This window comes from Clostridium gelidum, from assembly GCF_019977655.1.
GTDB lineage: Bacteria > Bacillota > Clostridia > Clostridiales > Clostridiaceae > Clostridium > Clostridium gelidum.
In genome coordinates this window covers 5,817,642-5,833,472 of sequence record NZ_AP024849.1, presented here as the reverse complement: position 1 = coordinate 5,833,472, position 15,831 = coordinate 5,817,642, and the positions used below count along the sequence as shown (strand labels likewise).

Sequence of the window (15,831 nt, the reverse complement as noted above, 5' to 3'; positions counted from 1 at the left end):
AAGATTAGTATTAAATCGAAGTTAAAATAGTGGAATTATATTACTTTTTTTTAGATTGTGATATAATAGATTACAATATATAAATATTTAAATTATTAGGAGAGTGATTATTTTTGGACCCCAATTATACGTGGCAGATAATTAGTTTAGTTGTACTAATTGCATTATCTAGTTTTTTTTCAATGTCAGAAACTGCACTTATGTCTTTGAGTCAAATAAGATTAAGACATATGGTGGAAGAAGAAGTTACAGGCGCTGAATTAGTAGAAAAGCTTACTAAAGATCCAAACAGACTTTTAGGAACAATTTTGATAGGGAATAATGTGGTGATTATTGGAGCAACAGCAATGGCTACGGTACTTGCAACAGATATTTTTGGTAATAGAGGAGTTGGAATAGCAACTGGAATTATAACAGTTTTAGTGCTTATTTTTGGAGAAATAACTCCAAAGTCTATTGCAAAACAGAAATCAGAAGCTATTGCTTTAAGAGTTGCAAGACCCATAGGATTCTTAGTAATAATATTTAAGCCATTAGTCTATATAATTATTGCTATTTCTTCAATGTTTATTAGAATTTTGGGTGGAGATCCGAGTGGAGAAAAGTCTTTTATAACACATGAAGAATTGAAGACTATGGTTGGAGTAAGTGAACAAGAAGGTGTTTTGGAAAATGATGAAAAAGAAATGATATTTAATGTATTTGAATTTGCAGATCTTCAAGTTAAGGATGTGATGGTTCAAAGAGTTGATATTATTTCAGTTGATAAAGAAGTAAGTTATGATGCGGTCATGGATGTTATTAAGAATGAACAATTTTCAAGAATTCCAGTTTACAATCAGACAATAGATAATATTATAGGAGTTTTAAATATTAAAGATTTGGCTACAATTGAAAATTTAAGAGCTAATTTTAATATTTCTAAATATATAAGAGAGCCATTTTATACATTCGAATTTAAGAAGATTGTAGAATTATTAAAAGAAATGAAGAAAACAAGGAATCATATTGCAATTGTATTGGATGAATATGGTGGAACTGTGGGATTAGTTACAATCGAAGATTTGGTAGAAGAAATAGTTGGAGAAATTGAGGATGAATATGATGAAGAAAAAAATCCTGTTGAATTTATTAAAGAAAATGAATATGTAGTTGAAGGTAGCTTAAGACTTCATGATATTAGTGATTTAATAGGAATTAATATAGATTCAGAAGAATTTGATTCTGTTGGTGGACTTATGATTGAAGATCTGGGAAGAATGCCAGAAGAACAAGAAGAAGTCATAGTCAATAACATAAGATTTATTGCTGAAGAAATAGAAAAGAATAGAATTAAGAAGGTTAGGATGATTATTAATATTGAAGAAAGTAAAGTTGCTAATGATATGTGAATGATATATACAAACAAGCTGTCTAAAGGCAATTAGATAAGGTATTAAAATAGAAGGGATATTTTTCTAGTAAACTAGGATATCCCTTCTATTTCTTTAATTAATCCTAAAGTGTATGGATTTGTTATTTTATTTAACTTACCTAAATAAGAAAATTGATAATAGGAGCATAAGAATAATGGTTGATTTTATGAAAGTGGCAAAGGAAGAGGCCATTTTAGCAATGAATAAAGGTGAAATTCCAGTAGGTGCAGTGATTGTAAAAGATGGAGTTATAATAGGAAAAGCTCATAATTTAAAAGAAACTTTAAAAGATAGTACAGCTCATGCAGAAATATTAGCGATTAAGGAAGCTTCAAAATATATTGGCAATTGGAGATTAAATGGAGCTGAAATGTATGTAACTTTGGAACCATGTCCAATGTGTGCTAGTGCTATTTCACAAAGCAGAATATCTAAAGTTTATATAGGAACTTTTAATAAGGATATGGGGGCTTGTGGTTCACTAATAAATCTCTTAGATAATAGGGGACTAAATTCATTTGTGGATGTTAAATGGATTTATGATGAGGAATGCTCAGCATTATTAACAAAGTTTTTTGAAAATAGGAGAAAAAACGAATTATAATTAGTTATAGAAATAGTAATAATAATTTTTTATTCATTATAAGATTTGTATACTTTAGTATGTATTAAATTAGAAATCCTTAAGGTACTTGATATAAGTGTACCTATTATTAAAAATGAAATATATGCAGAGCAGTACTGTGACAAAAAAGGAATTACAACTACAAAGGGAACACCCTGATAAAGAGCTGTTACAACTCGTCCTACTTTGTCAAACATAAATGGAATTTTATTAGAGGACATTCCAGCATAATATGAAGTTATATTAAATTCAGCAAATTTGAAAATGAGTATAAAAGTATATGTAATAGAAACTAAATTATATATATTGAACAAGATACTTGTACAGAGCACAAAAAACAAATCGCAATAAGGATCTAATATACTACCGAGTTTAGATTGAATGCATAGTTTTCTAGCAATTCTTCCATCGATGAAATCTGTTAATATGATTAAAGAAAGAACAATCAATTGTAGAACATTATTCTTATTAATAAAAAGTAATATGAATAAGATAGTTAATGGTACTCTGAGCAATGTTAGGGTATTAATAGATAGTTTCTTAATTAATTCCAAATTTCTCACCTAGCGATACAGCATTAGTTTTGCTACCTTCTTTATCAGAATAAGCAAATTTAACCTTTCGTAGTGGGTTTTTACTCAACAATATTTTTTTAAACATATTTTCACTCCTTTAATCATTCATTACACTCGCGAATTTCAAAATTTTCTCATCTGAAATGGTGGAAATATTAGTTTTACCATCAACTTTAATATTGAGTTCATCAGTTTTATTTTTAGAATTTAGAATCATCTTAACAATTTGTCGTTCAAAAAAGTTCATCTTTTTAAAATTAAAAACTGCACCTAGTGAATCAATGATAGTTGCATGATTAATTAATTCATTAGAAAAAGATTTTTCAGTATATGAATTAATCTCGTCTTTTTTATCTGTCATACATGATATAAATAGTCCGAAAGGTTTAGCCATAAGTGAAACTGAATTAGTATCACAAAAATTTTTTATCTCAGCTTGTACATTGCCTACGTAAATAGAACAGCCAACAATTACTTTGTCATAATCAGAGAGATTTATGTTTTTATTTTCTTTTAGATTTATTATATTAACATCACCATTTAATTTTTCAGAGAGTAAATTAGCGCATTTTTCTGCTGCACCATATTTTGATGCAAATAAGATTAAAGTTTTCATAGTTAAAATCACTCCTTTTATATATTTGAAGATTTACTAACTCATAGACGCTTGCATATTTGTTACGACTTCAATTATTATCTATAATTGAAATTATATCATAAAAAAATATTCAGTTGAATTAAAAAAGTATGTATGATATCATGAAAAAGCATTAAAAGATTGATAAATGAAACTCGACTCACATACGTTCGCTGAGTAAGTGGTTCACTTAAAATCATAGATGTTAGTTTTCTACTTATGGAGAGATGTCCGAGTGGCCGAAGGAGCACGCCTGGAAAGCGTGTATAGGGGCAACTCTATCAGGGGTTCGAATCCCCTTCTCTCCGCCAATGAAGTTAGATGCGAAAAATGCCTGATAGCTTAGTAATACTAAGGTTTCAGGCATTTTTTATGTTTTGTGAGTTATTCAAATACTACCGCAAATTGCAGTTAAAATAGTTATGTTCAATTTACTAAAGATTTTCATTAGACCATAAAGGGTATAAAAAAGAGGAAAACATAAAGAATTAATTTACCATATTCAACACATTAATGATGTACACAGCAAATTTAAAAAGTGGATGAACAGGTTTAATGGCGTTGCAACTAAATATATCAACAATTATATGTATTGGTTTAAATGGCTACAATTGTTTGAAAATGACAAGGAAGTGGTAAAAATCCAAAACTTTATGCTTCAATGTAATGTAGCACACGATGATACAAAGGTAATTGATTTTAGAGAAAGAGAACCGATATTTGTTTAGTTATATACATTATATTGAAATTAATATTATAATATAGTATATAAACAGACTATAATTCAAAAATCAATTTTAAGATATACTGGTTTAGTAATTAAAAAAATGTGAAATGAGATTACTTATATAATATTCGATATATAGATGGGGGATAAATATGATATTTAAAGAATTTGGCAACAAAAATATGCCAGTTATCATTTTTCTTCATGGTGGCGGACTGTCATGGTGGTCATTAAAACCACAAATTGAAGCATTGCAAAAGGATTATTATATTGTTACACCTATTATTGATGGGCATGGTGATGATTGGAATAATACTTTTGTAAGTATAAAAAAATCCGCAGAACAGGTTATTAATTATATAAAAGAAAATTGTAATGGAAAAGTTTTTGCAATTTGCGGTCTTTCTATTGGTGCTCAAATCGTTGTTGAAATAATATCACAAGAATGTGGTATCACAGAGAATGCTGTTATAGAAAGTGCGTTGGTTTATCCTATGAAAATGGCAGTCACATTAACTGTACCGATGTATAATGTGTGCTATGGGCTAATTAAGAAAAGATGGTATGCAAGACTACAGGCTAAAACATTAAATGTACCATATGAATTATTTGAAACCTATTATGAGGATAGTTCACGAATGACAAAAGAAACACTAATTAATATTACGAAAAGTAATGGAGATTATTCAATATCTTCAACATTATGCAAGACGAAAGCAAGAACATTAATATTAGTTGGTGAGAAAGAATTATCAATAATGAAAAAATCAGCAACACTACTTCACGATACCATTAATGGTAGTTTTTTAAAAGTCATTACAAAAAGTGGACATGGAGAAATTAGTTTAATTCATCCAGATAAATACCTTGATTTATTGCAACGCTTTTTTGCAAATAATACAAAACATAGCCAAACATTATAACTAATAGTATAAAATATGTACATCTGTATATGTAGGTGATATAATAAGAATATAAGTGAATATTATAATATTTTGTAATATAATGTCATGAAAAGTTGGAAACGATGATGATTTCTTTTATTTGGGCACCTTAAGAATTCGGAGTTAGTGGTGCAACCTGCCAACAATTAAGTTATTAATTGTTGACAGGTTTTTTTATTGAAATTTTAAGTAAGGGTAGGAGATTAAAAATGAGATGGCTTAATAATTTAAAGGTAGGTAAAAAATTAACATTACTTATAGTATGCTCTTTAATAGGGTTACTTGCAGTAGGTACAACTGGATATTACTTCTTACTAGCATCTAGTAAAAGTATTGATTCCATGTATAATGAAAGATTATTGTCTAGTGAATGGTTGAGTGAATCTAGAGTGCATGCAAGAGCTATTACAGCAGATATTTATAGACTTATGGTAACAACGGATAAAAATGAAAATGATAGTTTAATTAAAGATATAGATACTCGTGCCGGAGAATTTAATAATTATATGAATCAGTATAAAAATTTAAAGTTGGATTCATTTGAAACAAGTAAAATAAAAGAGATAGAGGATAACTTAGCTAAGTATAGAGAAGGGAGGAAAACTGTTATTAGTTTAGCTAAAGAAAATAAAAATCAGGAAGCATATGAGTATTATGGAAAAAATGTTGATACATATGTACAAGCTTTCATGAATGATTTGGTTAAACTTGGTGAACATAATAGACAAATTGCTGAAGAAATAAATAATACTGATAAATCAAATTTTAAGGTTGCAGTAGGAACATTTTTAAGTATAGTTATCACAGGATCAATTTTGATAATTTTATTAGGATTACTAATAACAAAACGTATTACTAAGAGATTGAATGATTTTGTAGTATTTATAGGTGCATTGTCAGAAGGAAATTTTTCAATGGAAGTATCATCAGAGAATCTTCAAGATAAGAGTGAGTTTGGAATAGTAACCAATGCTTTAGATAAGATGACAAAGAATATTAGAGAGTTACTTAAGCAATTAGGAAACACATCAGAGCAATTAGTGTTATCATCAGAAGAATTAACTGCAAGTGCTGAACAATCAGCAGATGCATCAAATCTTGTCGCTACTGCTGTAACTAATATGGCACAGGGTGCAGATGATCAACTTGCATTTGCCAATGATACTACTAATGTAGTTGAAAATATATCTGAGAAAATAAATGTAGTATCTGAAAATACAAAATCAGTTTCAACATTGACAGATAATGCTGAGGTTTCAGCGAATGCTGGTGAAGAAGCAATAGAAAAGGCTATTAATCAAATGGAACTAATAGAGAAGAAGACTAATGAAACATCATCTATTATTAGTGAGCTTGAAGAAAAATCAACTAAGATTGGACAAATTATTGATACAATTGAAAGCATATCAGAACAAACAAATCTACTTGCATTAAATGCAGCAATAGAGTCTGCAAGAGCAGGAGAAGCAGGAAAAGGGTTCAGTGTAGTAGCAGATGAAATTAGAAAATTAGCAGAACAGTCACAAGAAGCAACAAAAGAAATAGCTGAAATTATTAATGATGTTCAAAATAAAACTAATAGTGCAGTTTCAGTTATGAATGAAAACTCAAAAGAGGTTGATGCAGGAGCAACGGTTGTAAATGTTGCAGGTACAAGTTTCCGTGAAATACTTAAAATGATAAGATCAATATCTGAACAAATTCACGAAATATCAAAGTCAATTAATGAAATAAGTGTTGGAACTAAAGCATCAGTTACTTCAGTAAATAATATACAAAATATAAGCATGAACATAGCGGATGAAACACAAACAATATCAGCAGCGGCAGAAGAACAGTTAGCATCTGTTGAAGAAATAGCTTCATCTAGCAAGATTTTATCTCAGATGTCTGAAGATTTGGGAAGTATTATAGCTAAATTTAAAGTATAATTTATAATAGCTTGTTTATAATTATTTTTAGGAATTTAAATTATAAACAAGCTTTTTTTGTTTTACAATTATAAGAATAAATTTAAGCGTTATTATTATTTAAGTCAAGCTTTGGTGGTTAGTGTTTGATTTTCTATTTTTTAATCTAACTTTTACTAAGTTCTTCGAGTCAGCAATAAAAATATAGCTATGTTTTAAGTTGATTAACTATATAGGATTATATAATGAACTATTGGAGACAATAATTATAGGTGAATTATTAATATTTTGTAACAATATTGAAGTTTATTAGAAAGTTAGATATTATTTAATAATTAAGTAGTTGTAAGAATTATTTTTAAAGGAGTAACTTAATTGTGATTTATGAATTTTTTATAATGCATTATCACGCCACTTTTTACCCAGTTAATATAATTTTTAGTTGAATATAAACTATACACGATTTTTTCTTAGAAATGAGGAGAACGTGTATAGTTTTTTTTGTTATACATTACCTTATTTTTAGAAGAGGAAGTGTATTTTATGAGAAAAACAATTCAAATGGAGAAGAAATATAACAACAAACAATGGTAAAGTTTAATTTTTAAAACATCAATAACAAAATAAAAGATAATATATCAAATATTCGTTTGATTTGATAAAATAAATTTAAATGAAACAATAAATGTCGAAAAAATTACATAAAAATAGAGGAAATAAAGTATTTGTGTAGAATAATGTATTAAATGAAAGAAAAAGAGAAAAGAACAGAAAGAAATTTATATAGAAAATGGATAATGAAAGAAAAAATTTAAAGATAGTCAATTAAACAAAGAAGTTAAGATAAAAGTTTGAAAGAGTATTTTACAAAACCTACTAAAATTGAGGAGGGGATTTAAATGAAAAGTATAAGAATAAAAATTGTCTTAGCAATCAGTCTTTTATTATTAATTGTTTGCATTGGGTTTGGGATCTCTTCATATTTTATTACATCAAATATTCTAATTTCAAATGTAGACATGGAATTGCCGCAATTGGCTCAGCAAGGTACTTATGCCGTAGAAAAATCTCTTGCAGAACAGTGGACATCACTTGAAGTCCTTGCATCAAATGATAAAATTAGAGACCCTAGCGTCCAAATGGATGATAAAATAAAAATCATGAAAGAAGAAGCAAAAAGAACTGGAGATATTAATATAGCATATGCAGATATTGATGGAAATACCATAGCACCAAATGGTAAGGTTGTAAGCATAAAAGATAGAGAATATTTTCAAAAGGCTATCAAAGGTGAAAAATCTGTATCTGATCCTATTGAAGACAAGACAAATCCTGGATCAATGATTATGAACTATGCTGTTCCTGTAAAATGGAATGATAAAATTGTAGGCGTGATTTTCAAGGTAAGAGATGGAAATAATCTCAGTGAGATGACAAATAAAATCGTGCTTGGAGCATCTGGAAAAGCATATATGATTAACAGTAAAGGAACAACTATTGCAAACTATAATAAAGATCTTGTAATAAAAATGGATAATATCTTTGATAATCTTGCTAAAAATCCAAATTTGCAAGACATGGTGAATGTTCAGAAAGAGATGCTAAAAGGTGGGGTAGGCCCTGGGCACTATACTTACAATGGGGCAGTTAAATATATTGGATATGCACCTGTAAATGGAACACAGTGGTTTTTAGCAGTAACAATACCTCAAAATGAGATTTTGTCAGGGTTAGACTCACTAAAAATATCTGTTTTAGTTATTGCTATAATTTTTTTATTGATAGGAATAGCCTATGGTATATTATTTTCAAAGGCAATTACAAAACCTATTATTTCCATGGCAGAGCATCTTAAAATTATGGCGGGAGGAGATTTTACTAAAGATATTTCTGAATCACTCTTAAAAAATAAAGACGAGACAGGAATTTTAGCAAAATCTGTTGATACAATGCAACGTTCAGTACGTGATGTAATTAAATCTGTTAAACGAGAATCCACGTTCGTATTAGAATGTACAGAATTAGAGAAAAAAAACATGCATGAATTGGTTCAGCAGATTGAGGGAACTTCAGCTACAACACAGGAATTAGCAGCAAGTATGGAGGAAACAGCTGCATCAGCAGAAGAAATGATGGCTACTTCACAGCAAATTGAAAGTGCAGTTCACTCTATTGAAGAAAATTCACAAAAAGGTGCAATTGAAGCAGGAGAAATTAATAAAAGAGCAGAAGAAACAAAGCAGAGTGTACAATATTCACAAAAAAAATCTAATGAAATATTTGCAAATACAAAGATAGAATTAGAAAAAGCCATTGAATCATCAAAAGTCGTAGAGCAGATAAATGTACTTTTAGAATCTATAATGAATATATCATCGCAAACAAACCTTCTTGCACTAAATGCTGCTATTGAAGCTGCAAGAGCGGGAGAGGCAGGAAAAGGATTTTCAGTTGTAGCTGATGAGATAAGAAAACTTGCAGAACAATCAAAGAATACAGTAATAGAAATTCAAAATACAACAACTAAAGTTACAGAATCAGTGGTAAATCTTTCTGAAAGCTCAAATAGATTATTAATATTTATGGATACAGATGTAAAAAATGATTATGAGACTATGCTTAATACAGCGCATAAATATAGTAGAGATGCAGAGTTTATTGATAATCTCGTAACAGAATTTAGTTCAACTTCTGAAGAACTTTTAGCCTCAATAAGTGATGTGCTAATGACCATAGATGGAGTGGCACAAGCAGCTAGTGAGGGGGCTGGAGGTACTACAGATATAGCAAACAGAGTTTCAGACGTAAATAGTAAATCTACTGATGTATTAGAGGAATCTTTGAAAGTTAAAGCAAGTTCAGAAAAATTAATGGAAGAGATATCTAAGTTTAAAATTTGAAATAATAAAATATTAAAGTGTTTAATACGTTAAAATTAAACTGTTATAATTATAATAAAAAGTATCTGCTTAGTTAGGTACTTTTTATTTCCCATAAAATACTACTGAATAAATTTCCAAGTAAATAATAAAATTATATAAAAGGTTGAATTTGATTTAGGAAACTATGCTAATAGACTGTACTCCAACAGAATTGGGGATGTTAACTGTATTTGAAGCCAAGTTACTCAACTTGAACGTGAGTATATGTTAGCAAGGAAGAAGGAAAGTATTTCAATTGCAAAAGCTGAGGGAAAGTATAGAGGGAGAAAACCAATCGAAGTAAATAAAGAAAAGTTACAAGTGTGGTTTGATAAGTTTGAAGGGAAGAAAATAAATATAGATTAACCGCAATTTACCACTAGAAATTGTAATCTACCATATTTTTTGTAATCAAAATTGTAATCAGATAATGAGATAAAAACTCACAGACGTTGAAAACACCAGAGTTGTGGAAATACTGAGAAAGCTTTCGAATCCAATTCTCTCCGCCACAGCGTTTAGATACTAGGATAGGTACTCAACACACGACACTATATAACACACGTTTAGTTAGAAAAAAATAACTAGACGTGTGTTATTTTTTAAAAAAAACGTGTATGAGGAGATGTTAGTCCGAATAATGAAAAATAACAATTTTTAAACATAATAAATAACAAAGCAAAAGATTCTGACTATGCAAAAGGCTTAATAAAATGTATATCAGTGGAATAATGATGGTTGAATTATTCCACGGATATATGATATATTAGCATTAATTAGTCTGACCACTATACCAATAATTATTTTATAGAGGAATTGATTTTTTTGAAATATCTAAAGCAATTAATGATTATTTTGATAGCATATTTTTTATGTGTGATTATACAAGTGTTTTTTAGATTACCTATACCAGGTACCGTTCTTGAATTAAATTTTCTTTTCTTAGCCTTATCTTCTGGCATTGTTAAAACTAAAATGATTTGGAATATTAGGTTCTATTATTGGACAATTCTTGTATAAAATATTAAAGATAAATGATAAAGTAGCTATGGCAATTGCTATGGGTAGTGGATTACATGCTGTTGGAACAGCTAAAGCTATGGAAATAGGTGAAACTGAAGGCGCTATGAGCAGTTTAACTATTGCGATTTCAGGAATTATGACAGTACTGATAGCACCTATACTTTGAAATTTATTTTCAATATTTTTTAATTAAATTATTTATGGAGGTATTATTATGATTGATAATAAAAACAATTCCTCAAAAGGAATAGGCCTAATTAATAAGTTATTCAATTCTATTGATAATTTATTAATTGAAGGAAGGGAACAAAGATTAAAATTAAAACTGAGTAAAGAAATAAAAAACAGTATATTTACAGATGAAATTGTAATGAAACTTAATGAAAATGACTTCTCTGGATTAATTGATCAGGAAGACAATAATATATCAATGCTTTTTTCAAGTATATTCCCTATATTTATAAAGAAAGGTGATATCATATTTAGACTATATAAACATAAAATTGAAGTAGATTTATCTGATGAAATGAATGATAGATACATTTATATATTTTCTGATGGAAGATTAACTTCTGGATTATTTCAATGTTTCACTCTTAGTGATGATGAGTATATATATGGAGTAAAAAGAATAATTGATTCTATTCCACTTTTTAAAACTGCTATCATCAATACATTAGAAAATTTCCAAAAAAATATTGATATACATAACAATAAAATAGAGAATTTAAAAAATAGGGAACCATTAGCAGAAAAAAATTATAATGAATTACTTAATTATTTATCAGAAAGCAAAGAAAATTGACTTTTGAGAGGAAGATATAAATGTTAAGTCCTGTAAAAAACACAAAAATATATGAAATGGTAATGGAACAGATAAAAGATCTTGTTAAGAAAGGTGAATTAAAGAGTGGAGATAAATTACCTTCTGAAAGAGAGTTATCTGAGAAACTCGAGGTTAGCAGGGCATCTATTAGAGAAGCTCTAAAGGCTTTGCAGATGCTTGGTCTTATTGAAACTAAGCATGGTGAAGGAAATTTCATTAATGAGAATTTCGAAAATAGTTTACTTGAGCCTTTATCTACTGTTTTTTTACTTCTTGGAAGTAAAAGTGAAAGTGTTCTTGAGCTTAGAAAAATAATTGAACCAGAAACAGCAGTACTTGCAGCAAAAAATATAACAAATGAGCAGCTTATAGAGTTAAAGGAAATAATGGAGGAACTAAATAATACCTCAGATGCTGAAGTTTGTGCTTCTCTAGATAAAAGATTCCATTATAAAATAGCACAAGCCTCTGGCAATCACTTGATTTCAACTATAATGTTTTCAGTATCTTCCTTGATTGAAAAACATATTGAAAATTCAAAAATTAATACTATTAATAAAACATTAGTTAAAGCTCAACATGAAGAAATATGGAATGCTTTAGAAACTCATAATGGCTCATCAGCTAAAGCTGCTTTAAAGAAACATTTAGAATTAAGTGATGTTTTTTAAATTTTTAAGGTTAAAACCGAATATGATTTTGCTGTATGGTTAACTAAATTTGGAATTAAAGCATACTGTATAATGTTAGCAGCAATTTAATCTGCATAATTGGAAAATGTGAAAGATTCTCTTTACTTGGATTTGGAGCAAGTGTTTCAATCTGCCAATTGAAATTAAGTGATTTTTATATATTACTAATTTTATTGGCTTTTTTTATTATCAAGAATTTCATATAGGAAAAAATTAAATTTATATCCTTAATATTAGCCTATATCAAAATATAAAGTAAATAGAATTAAAGATTAGGTGTAAATAAAAATATTTTAGAAATATAGTGGAAAAAGTCATATTATTGGGATAATAGTGGTTGAATTATTAATAAATATGTGATATATTACGATAAGTGGTAAGACCAATATACCACCATACCAGTAATCAAAACAACAAGCAATTTGTTGTTTTGATTACTGGTATGGTGAAGACTCTATATTGCATATTCAGTACTTTTATTTGTGGCATTAAGTGCATTGTCACAACTTATTATAGATAGATATTTAATAGTTTGGAGGGAATAAAAATGGAGTTATTGAAAAACATGAAAGTAAAATCAAAATTAATTTTGTCATTTCTGATTGTAGTCATCTTAATTGGCCTAGTAGGTGGAGTGGGTACGATGGCATTAAAAAAGATAGAGAAAAATGCAGAAGAAATGTATGCTTCAAATCTTAATAGCGTAAAGTTAATTTTATCGTTAAAGGGAAATCTTAAAGAAATAAAAGGAGATCTTTTAACTATTATTAATTCAAGTGATAAAGCTGAAATACAAACAGTAGAAAAAGATATTAATAGTGCTGTTGATGAAGATGATGCATATATAGATGAGTTTGATAAACTATTTAAAAATTCAAAAGAAGATGGATGGGAAGATTTTAAGGATGATCTGGCTTCATATAGAAGTGCTAGAAAAGGTATAGTTGACGCAGTTAATTCTAATAATTTGAATGAAGCTCAAAAACAATATTTAGCAATACAATCAGTAACAGAGAAGATGTTTACTAGTCTTGATAAAGTAGTAAAAACAAATTCAAATGAGGCAAAATTGGCAGATGACTCAAATCGATTGACATATGCAAAATCAAATATGACTATGATTATTTTAAATATTGTGGGAATAGCATTAGCCATTGTACTTGGAATACTAATTGCAAGAGATATGACAAAGCCATTAACTAAAATAAAAGTTTTTGCTGAAAAGTTAGCTAATTATGACTTTTCATCTTCAATTATTATCACAAGAAAAGATGAATTTGGACAAGCAGCTATTGCTTTAAATATAGCTCGGAAAAATGTAAATCAGTTAATTCAAACAATAATGGAGCATTCTAATACTATAAGTGCTTCAAGTCAAGAACTATCCGTATCAGTGCAGGAAATAACATCAAAGGTTCAAAATATAAATAGGGTGGTAAGTAATATTACAGATGGAATGGAGGGAGCTGGCGCAACTTCACAAGAAATAAGTGCATCTATCGAAGAAATGGATTCAGGAATTAATGAACTTTCTAGTAAAGCTATGGAAGGAAGCAATAATTCAAATGAATTAAAAGAAAAGGCTATAAAAATTAAAAACAATAGTCAAAAGGCCATTAAGGAAACAGAAAATTTATATATTCAAAAGCAAGAAAGAATGCTAAGAGCTATTGAAGATGGACAAGTAGTAGAAAATATTAAAGTTATGGCTGATACTATAGCAAACATAGCAGAAGAAACAAATTTACTTGCATTAAATGCAGCAATAGAGGCAGCAAGAGCAGGAGAAGAAGGAAGAGGGTTTGCAGTAGTAGCAGAAGAAGTTAGAAAACTTGCAGAGCAGTCATCTGAAGCTGTAACATCAATCCAGGATACTATCTTAAAAGTTCAGCAAGCATTTAAAAGCAGCATAGATAATGGCAAAGATTTACTTGAATTTATAGATAAAGATGTAAAGGCACAGCTTAAAGCTTATGAAGAGACAGGAAATGATTATTATGAGGATTCTGAGTTTATAAGCAAAATGTCTGAGGAAATTGCAGCTATGTCAGAAGAAATAACTGCTTCAGTAGGTCAAATAAATGAAGCAATGCAAGATATGACAGATATAGATCAAAACTCAATTGACCAAATGGAATCAATAAATGAAAGCATAGAACAAGCTACAAATTCTTTAGAAGAAATAGATTTAACAGCTGACGGACAAGCAGAACTTGTAGAAAACCTTAATGAAATAATACTAAAATTTAAAGTTTAATATATTAAATGGCCATGTTTTTGGATTGTTAACATCAGATTATCATTAATATTTATATAGATTTGATGATTAAATTTAAATATAGAAAAAGGAGATGAATGTCATGATTATTGACAAAATATTTTACAAAACATTATTTAAAAACTTATTTTCAGACACTTTTGAACTTACACTTTGGGATGGAAGCTCAGAAATTTATGGAGAAGGAAAAGTTCAATTTAAAATAATTTTCAATGAAATTATTCCTAAAGCAGATATCATTAAGGATCCTTCATTAACTTTTGGTGAGGCTTATATGACTAAGAAAATAGAAATTGAAGGAAGCGTTCAAAATGTTATTGAGTCTTTATACAATAATAAAGAAAGCTTTTTAACCAATAGTGATAAATATGCAAGTTTACTAAAGATGGCTACAAATAACATTAAAAATAGCAAAAAAAACATTGAGTTTCATTATGATATTGGAAATGATTTTTATAAATTATGGTTAGATGATACTATGACATATTCTTGCGGATACTTTAAGTCTAAAGATGATTCTTTAATTCAGGCGCAAAAGAACAAAGTAGAGCATATTCTTAAGAAACTGAATTTAAAAAAGGGAGAGACCTTACTTGATATAGGATGTGGCTGGGGTGAATTGATTATTTCTGCAGCAAAAGAATATAAAGTAAGAGCTATGGGTATAACCTTAAGTTCCGAGCAATTGGAAAAAATTAATGAAAGAATAAAGAAGGAAGGCTTGGAAAATCTAGTTAAAGTTCAACTTGCGGATTACAGAGAATTAAAAAATAGAACTTTTGATAAAGTAGTTAGTGTAGGCATGCTTGAACATGTAGGACAAGATCACCTTGCAGAGTATTTTTCAGCTGTGAAGAATTTATTAAATGACAAGGGTGTATCTTTACTACATTGTATAACAGCTACAGATATTGGAGGAAATAATACATGGATTAATAAGTATATATTCCCAGGTGGATATGTGCCAGCAGTTAAGGAACTAGTTAACTGCATGTCAGACGAAGGATTTTGTTTAAATGATGCAGAAAATTTAAGACTTCATTATGAAAAAACTTTAGAACATTGGTCAAAGAATTTTGAAAATGCATTGCCTGAAATAAGAAAAACTAAGGACGAGACTTTTATAAGAATGTGGAGATTATATCTAAATGCTTGTGCAGCATCCTTTAATTCTGGGAATATAAGCATTCATCAATTTTTATTTAATAAAGGTGTAAATAATGATTTACCATGGACTAGAGATTATATGTACAAATAG

12 protein-coding genes, 1 tRNA gene, 2 pseudogenes and 1 riboswitch are annotated in these 15,831 nt (G+C 28.7%); of the genes and pseudogenes, 13 read left to right on the top strand and 2 right to left on the bottom strand.

What is annotated here, in order from left to right; all coding sequences use genetic code 11:
* Window positions 1-113 precede the first annotated feature (113 nt).
* Together psyc5s11_RS26710 and psyc5s11_RS26705 are read left to right on the top strand one after the other, a co-directional pair.
* Window positions 114-1,391: an HlyC/CorC family transporter gene (locus psyc5s11_RS26710; RefSeq protein WP_224035465.1), complete on the top strand. Its 1,278-nt coding sequence runs from the start codon at window positions 114-116 to the stop codon at window positions 1,389-1,391.
* A gap of 178 nt (window positions 1,392-1,569) precedes the next feature.
* The gene (locus psyc5s11_RS26705) at window positions 1,570-2,019 is read left to right on the top strand and encodes a nucleoside deaminase (RefSeq protein ID WP_224035464.1); all 450 of its coding nucleotides are present in this window, start codon (window positions 1,570-1,572) and stop codon (window positions 2,017-2,019) included.
* A gap of 29 nt (window positions 2,020-2,048) precedes the next feature.
* Here the strand turns inward: psyc5s11_RS26705 and psyc5s11_RS28285 are convergent, their stop codons facing one another.
* Both psyc5s11_RS28285 and psyc5s11_RS26695 read right to left on the bottom strand, forming a co-directional pair.
* The gene (locus tag psyc5s11_RS28285; protein ID WP_224035463.1) at window positions 2,049-2,603 is read right to left on the bottom strand and encodes a CDP-alcohol phosphatidyltransferase family protein; all 555 of its coding nucleotides are present in this window, start codon (window positions 2,601-2,603) and stop codon (window positions 2,049-2,051) included.
* A 109-nt stretch (window positions 2,604-2,712) separates the two neighbouring features.
* A complete protein-coding gene (locus tag psyc5s11_RS26695; protein WP_224035462.1) occupies window positions 2,713-3,231 on the bottom strand; it encodes a flavodoxin domain-containing protein in 519 nt (172 codons plus the stop codon).
* A gap of 242 nt (window positions 3,232-3,473) precedes the next feature.
* Here psyc5s11_RS26695 and psyc5s11_RS26690 point away from each other — a divergent pair.
* The 11 genes and pseudogenes from psyc5s11_RS26690 (at window position 3,474) to psyc5s11_RS26640 (ending at window position 15,831) form a co-directional block, all read left to right on the top strand.
* Window positions 3,474-3,563, top strand: a tRNA-Ser gene (locus psyc5s11_RS26690).
* A gap of 107 nt (window positions 3,564-3,670) precedes the next feature.
* Window positions 3,671-3,980: pseudogene (locus tag psyc5s11_RS26685) on the top strand (IS1595 family transposase); the annotation flags it as partial.
* Window positions 3,981-4,131: 151 nt separating this feature from the next.
* Window positions 4,132-4,902, top strand: coding sequence for an alpha/beta fold hydrolase (locus psyc5s11_RS26680; RefSeq protein ID WP_224035461.1), 771 nt, complete (start codon window positions 4,132-4,134; stop codon window positions 4,900-4,902).
* 88 nt (window positions 4,903-4,990) lie between these two features.
* Window positions 4,991-5,073: riboswitch (cyclic di-GMP riboswitch) on the top strand.
* Between the two features lie 59 nt (window positions 5,074-5,132).
* The gene (locus tag psyc5s11_RS26675; protein WP_224035460.1) at window positions 5,133-6,854 is read left to right on the top strand and encodes a methyl-accepting chemotaxis protein; all 1,722 of its coding nucleotides are present in this window, start codon (window positions 5,133-5,135) and stop codon (window positions 6,852-6,854) included.
* 878 nt (window positions 6,855-7,732) lie between these two features.
* Entirely contained in the window at window positions 7,733-9,733 is a 2,001-nt protein-coding gene (locus psyc5s11_RS26670; RefSeq protein ID WP_224035459.1) for a methyl-accepting chemotaxis protein, read from the top strand.
* A 246-nt stretch (window positions 9,734-9,979) separates the two neighbouring features.
* Entirely contained in the window at window positions 9,980-10,120 is a 141-nt protein-coding gene (locus psyc5s11_RS26665; protein WP_224035458.1) for a hypothetical protein, read from the top strand.
* 616 nt (window positions 10,121-10,736) lie between these two features.
* A pseudogene (locus psyc5s11_RS26660) lies at window positions 10,737-10,943 on the top strand (LrgB family protein); the annotation flags it as partial.
* A gap of 48 nt (window positions 10,944-10,991) precedes the next feature.
* Window positions 10,992-11,582, top strand: a complete 591-nt coding sequence (locus psyc5s11_RS26655) for a hypothetical protein (RefSeq protein WP_224035457.1) — start codon at window positions 10,992-10,994, stop codon at window positions 11,580-11,582.
* Between the two features lie 20 nt (window positions 11,583-11,602).
* Window positions 11,603-12,274 carry a FadR/GntR family transcriptional regulator gene (locus tag psyc5s11_RS26650; RefSeq protein ID WP_224035456.1) on the top strand — a complete coding sequence of 224 codons (672 nt, stop codon included), beginning with the start codon at window positions 11,603-11,605 and terminating at the stop codon, window positions 12,272-12,274.
* 568 nt (window positions 12,275-12,842) lie between these two features.
* The gene (locus psyc5s11_RS26645; RefSeq protein ID WP_224035455.1) at window positions 12,843-14,552 is read left to right on the top strand and encodes a methyl-accepting chemotaxis protein; all 1,710 of its coding nucleotides are present in this window, start codon (window positions 12,843-12,845) and stop codon (window positions 14,550-14,552) included.
* 103 nt (window positions 14,553-14,655) lie between these two features.
* The gene (locus psyc5s11_RS26640) at window positions 14,656-15,831 is read left to right on the top strand and encodes an SAM-dependent methyltransferase (protein WP_224035454.1); all 1,176 of its coding nucleotides are present in this window, start codon (window positions 14,656-14,658) and stop codon (window positions 15,829-15,831) included.

Coding starts and splice junctions, on each gene's coding strand:
- psyc5s11_RS26640 (WP_224035454.1), top strand. CDS start 14,656: ATGATTATTGACAAAATATTTTACAAAACATTATTTAAAAACTTATTT.
- psyc5s11_RS26675 (WP_224035460.1), top strand. CDS start 5,133: ATGAGATGGCTTAATAATTTAAAGGTAGGTAAAAAATTAACATTACTT.
- psyc5s11_RS26680 (WP_224035461.1), top strand. CDS start 4,132: ATGATATTTAAAGAATTTGGCAACAAAAATATGCCAGTTATCATTTTT.
- psyc5s11_RS26670 (WP_224035459.1), top strand. CDS start 7,733: ATGAAAAGTATAAGAATAAAAATTGTCTTAGCAATCAGTCTTTTATTA.
- psyc5s11_RS26650 (WP_224035456.1), top strand. CDS start 11,603: ATGTTAAGTCCTGTAAAAAACACAAAAATATATGAAATGGTAATGGAA.
- psyc5s11_RS26645 (WP_224035455.1), top strand. CDS start 12,843: ATGGAGTTATTGAAAAACATGAAAGTAAAATCAAAATTAATTTTGTCA.
- psyc5s11_RS26665 (WP_224035458.1), top strand. CDS start 9,980: ATGTTAGCAAGGAAGAAGGAAAGTATTTCAATTGCAAAAGCTGAGGGA.
- psyc5s11_RS26705 (WP_224035464.1), top strand. CDS start 1,570: ATGGTTGATTTTATGAAAGTGGCAAAGGAAGAGGCCATTTTAGCAATG.
- psyc5s11_RS26655 (WP_224035457.1), top strand. CDS start 10,992: ATGATTGATAATAAAAACAATTCCTCAAAAGGAATAGGCCTAATTAAT.
- psyc5s11_RS26695 (WP_224035462.1), bottom strand. CDS start 3,231: ATGAAAACTTTAATCTTATTTGCATCAAAATATGGTGCAGCAGAAAAA.